Origin of the sequence: Moraxella sp. CTOTU47724, assembly GCF_032014955.1 — a bacterium.
Lineage (GTDB): Bacteria > Pseudomonadota > Gammaproteobacteria > Pseudomonadales > Moraxellaceae > Faucicola > Faucicola tetraodonis.
Genome location: NZ_DALZSV010000080.1, coordinates 1 through 8,281 on the forward strand (window position 1 = coordinate 1; position 8,281 = coordinate 8,281).

An 8,281-nucleotide genomic window follows, 5' to 3' on the forward strand; every position below is an offset into this window, starting at 1 on the left:
TTTCTTTATACTAAAGCCAAGACAGCTTGGGCATCTGATTGTAATTTGTGTCTTCATAACCTCAAATTATCATCTTTTTCTCAAGCTGTCTTTTTTATTTACACCTCAGCATACTTTTCAGACCAGTACCAACAAATGTACTTAGCGACCTATTTTTCCCCAATTCTGTGCTGACCCCATCTAGGCTATGCTTGATTTTAGGTTTATTCATATGCTTATGATACTATATTTCCTGGGTTTGGTATTAGACATCGACTACTCTGCTAGTCAAATTTTTGAGGTCGAACAGATTATTTGATACTCTGTTTCACTGTTTAAGAATTACAACCCACCCCCCTCAGCATAATCAAAATTAACAGCAGTCGGATAGTCGGGACGATGAGGCTGTTGTTGTAATGTCTTGCTACGATGTACCAAAAATTCCAGTAAGTGATTACGGATTTTATAGTAATGGCTGTGGTGATGAATATTATCGCGATGCCGCGGTTTTGGAATGGTATTTTCCACAATTTCTGCTAGAAATGCTCGGGGGCCATTACTCATTAAAAAGATACGGTCAGCAAGTAAAATTGCTTCATCGATATCATGTGTAATCATAAACACCGTTTGATGGGTTTCATCGACGATATTAACGAGTTCATCTTGAATAACACCTCGCGTCAGTGCGTCCAATGCGCCAAACGGCTCATCCATCAGTAGCATTTTAGGCTGGGTGGCAAATGCCCTTGCAATACCGACCCGCTGTTTCATACCACCCGATAATTCGCTCGGTTTTTTATTTTTTACGCCTGCTAGACCGACCATGCTCAGATAATGGTTGATTTGTTCGTCTAATGCTTTGGCAGAAATGTTGGATGATTTGGCTTTAAGGGCAAAGGCGATGTTTTCACTCACTGTCAGCCATGGTAATAATGCATGGCTTTGGAACACCACGCCACGCTCTAGGCCGGGTTTGGTCACGGGTTTGCCTTCCATAAGAATGTCGCCACGACTGGCATTTTCTAGTCCAGCCAAAGCGTTTAAAATCGTGGATTTACCACAACCAGAGTGTCCGATTAGGCAGACAAATTCATTCTTATGAATGTCAAAGTTGACGTTTTCAAACACGTTTTCGCCATCACCGTAGCGTTTGGTTAAATTCTCAACGGTGATGAGGGGGTCTTTTTGCACATTATTCCACATAACTCACCTTTTTTTGCAATAATCCAAACAGCCAATCCAACATCATCCCCACCACCCCAATCATCAACACCGCAAAAATCACATTGGCAAGCGACAGATTATTCCACTGATTCCACACAAAATAACCAATCCCCGTACCACCAACCAGCATTTCCGCTGCCACAATCACTAGCCACGCAATCCCCATCGAAATCCGCATACCCGTCACAATCGTCGGGGCAGCGGCAGGTATCACGATTTTGGTCGCTGTTTGCATGGGCGATAACTCAAGGGTTTTTGCCACATTTCGCCATTCACGGCGTACATTTGCCACGCCAAACGCGGTATTGGTGAGCATAGGCCAAATCGAGCATATAAAAATCACAAAAATACTCGACGCATTGGAATCTTTAATCGTATAAAGCGCAATTGGCATCCACGCAAGCGGCGAAATCGGCTTGAGTAGTTGAATAAACGGCATCAACGCACTGCCAAGTACAGGCGACATGCCAATCAGATAGCCAAGCGGAATCGCCACTATCATCGCAAGCAAAAACCCAAGCAAAACCCGCCCAATCGAGTAGCCAAGCTGAATACCAATGCCCTTATCATTTAAACCTCTATCATAAAATGGGTCGGAGATATGCCCCATGGCAGTTTTGGCAAAGTCAGTCGGTGACGGAAACTCACTTTTTTGGCTTTTTACCACTGCGCCAGCTTTTGTGCCTTCTGGGATATCGCCCATCAGTACACTGTATTCAAGTTTGAGTGGGTCGGTGGGGGCATGGATTTGTTTTGGCAAGGTCGCCATTTGCCAAATGCCTAGCACGGCAAGCACGATGAGTAGCGACACAAGGTAGCCTTTGGTTTTGGTCGATATGGGGCGGTTAGCCATAAAAAATCCTACTAATTTTCAAAATATCGCTAAATATGTAATACACAATAAACTTTATCGTCATCGAACCCTTTGCTTACAAGTTTGACAGATTTAAAGGTTTTGCCTTCATCATCGGTTACCATAACAATTAAATTTTGGTCTTCAAACGATTTTAATTCAGCAATTAAATGTTGAATGGTTTTGGTTCGATCTTCCCAGTTTGGAATAGGAGTCATCATTTAGCCACCTTTACAAATACAAAAAATTGATCTACTTTAGGTGGGGTAGTGACATATTTCCCACCGATTATAAAATTTGAATTTAATGGTTATTAACCTTTCAAGATGAGATTTTAAACCAAACTTAAATAAACATTGAATGTTGGATGACAGCAAAATAAATCACCTTGGTTTTAAAAGCTGCGCTAAAGCCACAGCCTCGGCTTTAGACAATTATCTTTTAATAGCAAAGCTATTTAAATAAGCATCGGGTTGTTTATCATCAAATGCCTTGCCCATTACCACAATCGGCTTTTGCGCATGCACAGGATAGCCCATCGCTTGCATTTGGTTTTTGGCATCGGTCAGCATAAACACCTTTTCGGCAATATCTTGATAATTGACATCGCCTTTAAGATAGCCCCAGCGTTTCATCTGTGTCATCATCCACACCGCCACGCTGTGCCATGGCATGACATCAAAATCCATGCGGTCTGGGAAATCTTGCACATGCTCAACGCCATCGGCAAATCGCCCCATCAGCGACTGGCGAAGTACCAATTCTGGCTGATTGAGGTAATTGGGTTTTGCCAACAGTGTCGATAAACCACGGCGAATGGTGCGGTCATTTGCCATGACGTTGGCTTTGATGATTGCTCGATTCATCGCCAAAAAGGTCTGCGGATTGTCATTGATAAAGCTTTGTGATGTGCCAAAACTACAGCACGGATGACCGTTCCAAATATCACGGCTCAAGGTGTGAATATAACCTGCTTTATCCCAAACGGCTCGCTGATTAAACGGCTCAGGACCAAAAAAGCCATCAATATTGCCCGCTTTAAGATTGGCAATCATATCAGGCGGTGTGGTCAGTCGCAGTTTCACATCTTTATCCGGATCTAAGCCATGCTCCGCCAAAAAATAACGCAATAAATAATTGTGAATTGAATGCTCAAACGGAATGGCAAAGGTCATGCCTTTCCAATTTTTGGGGTCACGGTTATCTTTGTGTTTGAGTCCCATGACCAAGGCTTGACCGTTGATATTTTGAATAGCAGCGACTTTCATGTCCTGCTGTGCCGAGCCAAGCCCCAAGCTAATCGCAATCGGCATCGGGGCGAGAAAATGGGCGGCATCGAGTTCTCGGTTCATCATCTGGTCACGCACCAACGCCCAACCTGCGCGTTTGAGCAAATTGGCTTTAATGCCCTGCTCTTGGTAAAAACCCATCGGGTCAGCCATAATCAGCGGTGTAGCACATAAAATCGGTAAAAAGCCAATTTTGACTTCTTTTTTTTCGGGATTGAGTTTATCCAGTGCCGCCGCTTCTTGTAGGCTGGCGATTGGCAATACGCTGGCAATGGCTGCCATCGCCGTGCCTGTGCCAACCGATTTTAAAAACGCCCGACGGGTTGGCTCATGCGGAAAAATGGCTTTTACCGCTACTGCTTCAATCATGTCATGGTTGAGTTTTTCAATCGCACTTTGCTGGCTAAAGTTATTTTGCAACTCATTGATTTGTGCGGTTTGTTCGTGGTTGAGACTGGCATTACATTCGGCTTGATTAACATGTTTGCCACAGCGACAGCCCCCAAAGTGGAGTTTGCTATCACTGTCAAAGGGGCGAAAAAGATTGTCGGAGCGGTTGGTCATAGTTTTTTGCTTTTTTTAATATATCAAGGAGGAAAAACAGCTTATGATAAAAAATCCACAGGGCGAAAAGATATGCTATTTTGATATAGCCATAGTTCAATGCGGAGTTATACAGTAAACCCAGTATTTACCACAATCTCAACACGGCCATTACCAGCACTTTTCGGCTGTTGCATGATAAGCATATTGCCATCATCCACCAAAGTTTCCCAATGAGTTTGCTTACAAGGGCTACCTGTCACTGTGACCGCCACCGACTTAGTTTTTAGGCGGACAATGGGCGCTTCATGTTGATAGCCTTCATGCTCAAGTCGTAAAACTTGGTGAGCAATGGTGTCTGCTTGTTGGCGCAGTGGCGCAACAAATCGGCATGCTTGGCCGCCAATCGCTATGCAATCGCCGATGGCATACACATTGGTTATCGATGTCTTCAAAGTTTGAGCATCGACAATAATGCCTTGCTGTGGTACAAATTCAACCCCTGCTCGCTGAGGCAATCGGCCATCTACCACCAAGCCTGTACTAGCGACCACTTCATCTGCGGTCACGATTTTGTCGTTGTTAGCAAAATGAATCAAGTATTGCTCATTGGCAGTTTTGTCAATATTACTGACTGTATGACCACCCATAAAGGTAATATCGGTTGTTTCCAAAGCGTCTTTGACCAGTTGACTTGCCTTGGTGGGTAGCACTTCGGCAAGTGGTAATTCATTACGGTCGATTAAGGTTACATGGTGCCCAGCTTTAATAATATCCTCGGCAAGTTCTGAGCCTATCATTCCTGCCCCAATAATTGCGATATTTTGTTTAGACTTGGCCGCCAATTTTTGTTGCAATTTGGCAAACATATCGACATGGTTAATTCGCCAGACAAACTTAGGGGGTAAGCTTTTTGGCAAAGCAGGTTTTGCGCCAATTGCAAACACGAGTGATTCATAATCAAAGTCACCTCGCGTGGTACGGACTTGTTTATTTTGCGTGTCGATATGCAAAACAAAAGTATTGGCAACCAAACCGATATTGAGCCGTTCGCTTTCGCTAATTGCCAGTTGGGTAATCAAATGTTCGGCGTTTTTGTTTTGGCTGATGGCAATTGACAGTTGCGGTTTGTGGTATCTATCGCCACTGTCAGCGGTAATTAGCGTTATTGGATAATCTGGGTCAAGCGACCGCACCGCTTCGATTACTGCCCAACCTGCCATACCTGCCCCTATCACCAACAAACCGCCTGTATCGCCGGCAGGATTGACTTGCGGTTTGACGATGTTGATGTTGCGTGGGGTAAAAGGTTCAAAGTCTCGTTTGGTCACGCCACATAGCGGGCATTGCCAGTCGTCTGGGATATCTTCAAAGCGTGTGCCCGCAGGCAATCCGCCGTCTGGGTCGCCGATTTTTTCGTCATAAATCCAGCCACAGGCTCGGCACAAAAATTGTTTCCAATCACCACGGCCGTCTGTGGGTTTGCCGTCTTTATCCATATTAATCGGTGATAAATTATTGGCTTGTTCTATCATTTTGGCATGACCTCAGTCATCAACTGATGTGATAAAAAGCGCAAATGCTTAATTGCAGGCGTTACAATCGCCACAAACTGGGCTTCACGCAGACGGCGCTGCGGATTTGCCGTCATCAGATAACCCCTTGCCCCTTGATGTAGCATCGCCGCTTGGGTGGCATGTAATGACAACTTTGCCCCTTGAATACGCAAATCGAGTACATCCAATAAATAATCTTTGCTCGGCTCAAAGGGTGTTTGGGCCAGTTGATGGGTGCGCGCTATTGCCCCATCAAGCGCTAACTGCAAGCCGTCCGCTTGGTATTCCAAAAATTGATTAACATGCCCCAGTTGTGACTCAACCGCACGAATATCCTCAATTGCCCCCTCGATAATTCCAATCCCAATGCCGAGCTGCATCAGTACAAATGCTGCGCGAATCCGTTCAATAAATGGCTTGGCAGGGTCAGCAATAATCTTATCGGTTGGCACAAAATAATCATTAAGTTCAATTTGCCAAGTACTCGAGCCTTCCATGCCACTAAACGTTGGACATGGGTTTAGCTTCCATTGACCTTTAAGCTCATCGTCAAAACTTAATAAAAAAAACACATCAAACGGTGTAGCGCCGGCATTTTCTACCGTTGCCACTGCACCGCAGTATTGATTAGGCGCAATATGGCTTATCCACGGCAAGGTACCCGACACACGATAACCGCCATCGACTTTTTTACCTCGTAAAATCATTGACTCAATATTTGCCCATGTTTTCATGGGATTTGATAATGCAGTACCACCAAAACTATTGCCTAAAGCATGGTTTGGTAAAATATGGTCTTTAAGCCAATTATTCTCAGACTGGTCAAGGTAAAACCCCATGACTTGATGACACCACGATAAAAATCCAGTAGTACCACATACTTGAGCAATTTTGGCGGTACTTGCAATCGCTGTATCAAAACTACTTCCTTGACTGCTTAAATGGGCTGCAAATGCGCCAAGTTTAGCGAGCTCGCCCATCTCTTTTACCGGATAGTAACCTTTATCAATCGCGATTGGGTCAAGAATTTGCTTAGCTATGGTGCCAACATTCTGTAAAAGCTGGGCTCTATCTTGCCATTGTGGCATTTGTCGCAGTGGTGTATTGGGCGAAATCAATGTGTTATCATCGGTTGTAAATTGACTCATAGGACTACCTAAAATGGATGCTTAACTGGCAGTAAAAATATATTTTACTTGAATGAACTTTAGACTATGCCATCTATTTTACTACAATCCATACTATCGAATAGGGGATAACAGCTAAAAGAAAAGCAGGTAGAAAAAAACCGTTTATCCCAAGTTGACATAAACGGTTTGACCAGCGGGATTGTTAATCCTGATAATCGAGAAAATAGAAAGTTTATTTTTTTGGGGCAAAGGGCTGTAACTCTGGGTTAATATCATTTTTTGCCACGTTATTTGCATAGTTACATAGGGTTGCCAATGCCACACCCATCACGATATCCAAGATATTGGTATCGTTGTATCCGGCATCTTTAATATCTTTAAGCTCATCATCAGATACTTGACCACGTTTATCAATCAATTGCATGACAAACTGTGCCAACGCTTGGTATTTAGTATTATCATCAACCTTAGTACGATCACGTAGCGCATTTAATACGTTTTCTGGCATCTTTAGTTTTGTGCCAACTTTGGTATGACCGGCGACACAAAAGTCACAGCCATTATGAGCCGCTGCAGTAATTTGGATTACTTCAATTTCCTGAGGGGTTAAGCTATTGCGGCTGTTCATTTTACCGACTTCTTGGTACATTTCTAACGCTTGTGGTGAGTTTGATAGCACACCAATCAGGTTTGGGATAAAACCATTCGCTTTTTCTACGGCTGCAATGCGTTCTTTAGCTTTTTCTGGAGCGGTTTCGACAGTGTTGACGGTTAGACGTGCCATGCGAATTTCCTTTTATAAAATATTATTGGCTATCTTAAGTGGGTACGAATCAAAATTTTTCGACCTATATACATATGAATAAATAGCATATGTTAAGTAATTATTTTCATATATTGATTATGGCTAGGAATGACGCAACAATCCAAGACCAATTAATATTGGCGCAGCGACTGCCGTATCTATGACAAAGCCCCTGACAGCAATAGCAAACTTGACCCCTGCAAAGATGACAAAGTGCCACTGTTCCGAAGTAACCCTTAGCTTGCTCGCCAATACACCTTAAGTACGCTATTATCCCGACTTAACTGTAATAATTCGTCCAATAGCGAACGCAGTTTTTTCGTTGTTGTCGCTTCAAGACCACCCCAGATGTGGTCAATTTGGCGAGGATGTTGTTGTAAAAAATCTTGTAGTATCGTAAAAATCTGCGTATGAGGCAGTTGGTTATCATTCGCCACAAAGGGCATTAGGGCATACTTGGTCAATGGACTTTATGAGTGACAAGTTGTATAACAACATTCGCTTTCGCACTTTCAATGTCATTGATGATTATAATCGTGAATTACTAGGCATTGATATTGGCACGAGCATCCCATCTTTGCGAGTGATTCGCTATTTAGATCAGTTAGCCCAGTTCCATGGTTATCCTAACAAGATCCGTGTTGATAATGGCAGTGAGTTTACCTCTAGTATCTTCACTAATTGGGCAGCCGCTCACAATATCTTGGTGTCCGTACCAGAATGCATATATTGAACGATTCAATCGTAGCTATCGAAATGAGGTCAGACAATTAACCGATGAATGGATCGAAGTTTATAACCATGAACGACCGCATGATTCATTGAATGATATGACACCTGCTGAGTATAAACAGGTGGCTTAATGTTTCTACTTTGATGTTGTTTTAAGTTTGGGGTATTTA

9 protein-coding genes and 1 pseudogene are annotated in these 8,281 nt (G+C 43.3%); 2 read left to right on the forward strand and 8 right to left on the reverse strand.

Translation table 11 applies throughout. The features are described 5' to 3' along the window. Positions 1-321: 321 nt before the first annotated feature. The 8 genes from RTR63_RS11120 to RTR63_RS11155 all read right to left on the reverse strand — a co-directional run bounded on the left by RTR63_RS11120 (position 322) and on the right by RTR63_RS11155 (position 7,825). The gene (locus RTR63_RS11120; RefSeq protein ID WP_100271357.1) at positions 322-1,182 is read right to left on the reverse strand and encodes an ABC transporter ATP-binding protein; all 861 of its coding nucleotides are present in this window, start codon (positions 1,180-1,182) and stop codon (positions 322-324) included. After that, on the reverse strand, positions 1,172-2,056 hold the full coding sequence (ntrB, locus tag RTR63_RS11125; protein ID WP_312524272.1) for a nitrate ABC transporter permease: 885 nt from the start codon (positions 2,054-2,056) through the stop codon (positions 1,172-1,174). Before ntrB ends, RTR63_RS11120 begins: the two co-directional genes overlap by 11 nt. 29 nt (positions 2,057-2,085) lie before the next feature. After that, positions 2,086-2,277 (reverse strand): hypothetical protein, encoded by a 192-nt coding sequence (locus tag RTR63_RS11130; RefSeq protein ID WP_312524274.1) that lies wholly within the window; start codon positions 2,275-2,277, stop codon positions 2,086-2,088. A gap of 213 nt (positions 2,278-2,490) precedes the next feature. After that, a complete protein-coding gene (locus RTR63_RS11135; protein WP_312524276.1) occupies positions 2,491-3,909 on the reverse strand; it encodes a CmpA/NrtA family ABC transporter substrate-binding protein in 1,419 nt (472 codons plus the stop codon). Between the two features lie 107 nt (positions 3,910-4,016). After that, positions 4,017-5,423, reverse strand: coding sequence for an FAD-dependent oxidoreductase (locus tag RTR63_RS11140; protein ID WP_312524278.1), 1,407 nt, complete (start codon positions 5,421-5,423; stop codon positions 4,017-4,019). Continuing rightward, on the reverse strand, positions 5,420-6,532 hold the full coding sequence (locus RTR63_RS11145; RefSeq protein ID WP_312524285.1) for an acyl-CoA dehydrogenase family protein: 1,113 nt from the start codon (positions 6,530-6,532) through the stop codon (positions 5,420-5,422). Before RTR63_RS11145 ends, RTR63_RS11140 begins: the two co-directional genes overlap by 4 nt. 274 nt (positions 6,533-6,806) lie before the next feature. Continuing rightward, positions 6,807-7,358, reverse strand: a complete 552-nt coding sequence (locus tag RTR63_RS11150; RefSeq protein WP_219332300.1) for a carboxymuconolactone decarboxylase family protein — start codon at positions 7,356-7,358, stop codon at positions 6,807-6,809. Positions 7,359-7,615: 257 nt separating this feature from the next. After that, positions 7,616-7,825 (reverse strand): hypothetical protein, encoded by a 210-nt coding sequence (locus RTR63_RS11155; RefSeq protein ID WP_312524282.1) that lies wholly within the window; start codon positions 7,823-7,825, stop codon positions 7,616-7,618. A 14-nt stretch (positions 7,826-7,839) separates the two neighbouring features. Between RTR63_RS11155 and RTR63_RS11160 the strand changes: the two are divergent. Together RTR63_RS11160 and RTR63_RS11850 are read left to right on the forward strand one after the other, a co-directional pair. Continuing rightward, positions 7,840-8,112 (forward strand): annotated as a pseudogene (locus RTR63_RS11160) (DDE-type integrase/transposase/recombinase); the annotation flags it as partial. Next, positions 8,027-8,242, forward strand: a complete 216-nt coding sequence (locus RTR63_RS11850; protein WP_409418218.1) for an integrase core domain-containing protein — start codon at positions 8,027-8,029, stop codon at positions 8,240-8,242. The pseudogene RTR63_RS11160 and the gene RTR63_RS11850, both read left to right, overlap by 86 nt. Positions 8,243-8,281: the final 39 nt, after the last annotated feature.

Excerpts from the sequence above, each read along its gene's own strand:
- RTR63_RS11150 (WP_219332300.1), bottom strand. The coding sequence starts at position 7,358 with ATGGCACGTCTAACCGTCAACACTGTCGAAACCGCTCCAGAAAAAGCT.
- RTR63_RS11130 (WP_312524274.1), bottom strand. The coding sequence starts at position 2,277 with ATGATGACTCCTATTCCAAACTGGGAAGATCGAACCAAAACCATTCAA.
- RTR63_RS11850 (WP_409418218.1), top strand. The coding sequence starts at position 8,027 with ATGGCAGTGAGTTTACCTCTAGTATCTTCACTAATTGGGCAGCCGCTC.
- RTR63_RS11135 (WP_312524276.1), bottom strand. The coding sequence starts at position 3,909 with ATGACCAACCGCTCCGACAATCTTTTTCGCCCCTTTGACAGTGATAGC.
- RTR63_RS11155 (WP_312524282.1), bottom strand. The coding sequence starts at position 7,825 with ATGCCCTTTGTGGCGAATGATAACCAACTGCCTCATACGCAGATTTTT.
- RTR63_RS11120 (WP_100271357.1), bottom strand. The coding sequence starts at position 1,182 with ATGTGGAATAATGTGCAAAAAGACCCCCTCATCACCGTTGAGAATTTA.
- RTR63_RS11145 (WP_312524285.1), bottom strand. The coding sequence starts at position 6,532 with ATGCCACAATGGCAAGATAGAGCCCAGCTTTTACAGAATGTTGGCACC.
- ntrB (WP_312524272.1), bottom strand. The coding sequence starts at position 2,056 with ATGGCTAACCGCCCCATATCGACCAAAACCAAAGGCTACCTTGTGTCG.
- RTR63_RS11140 (WP_312524278.1), bottom strand. The coding sequence starts at position 5,423 with ATGATAGAACAAGCCAATAATTTATCACCGATTAATATGGATAAAGAC.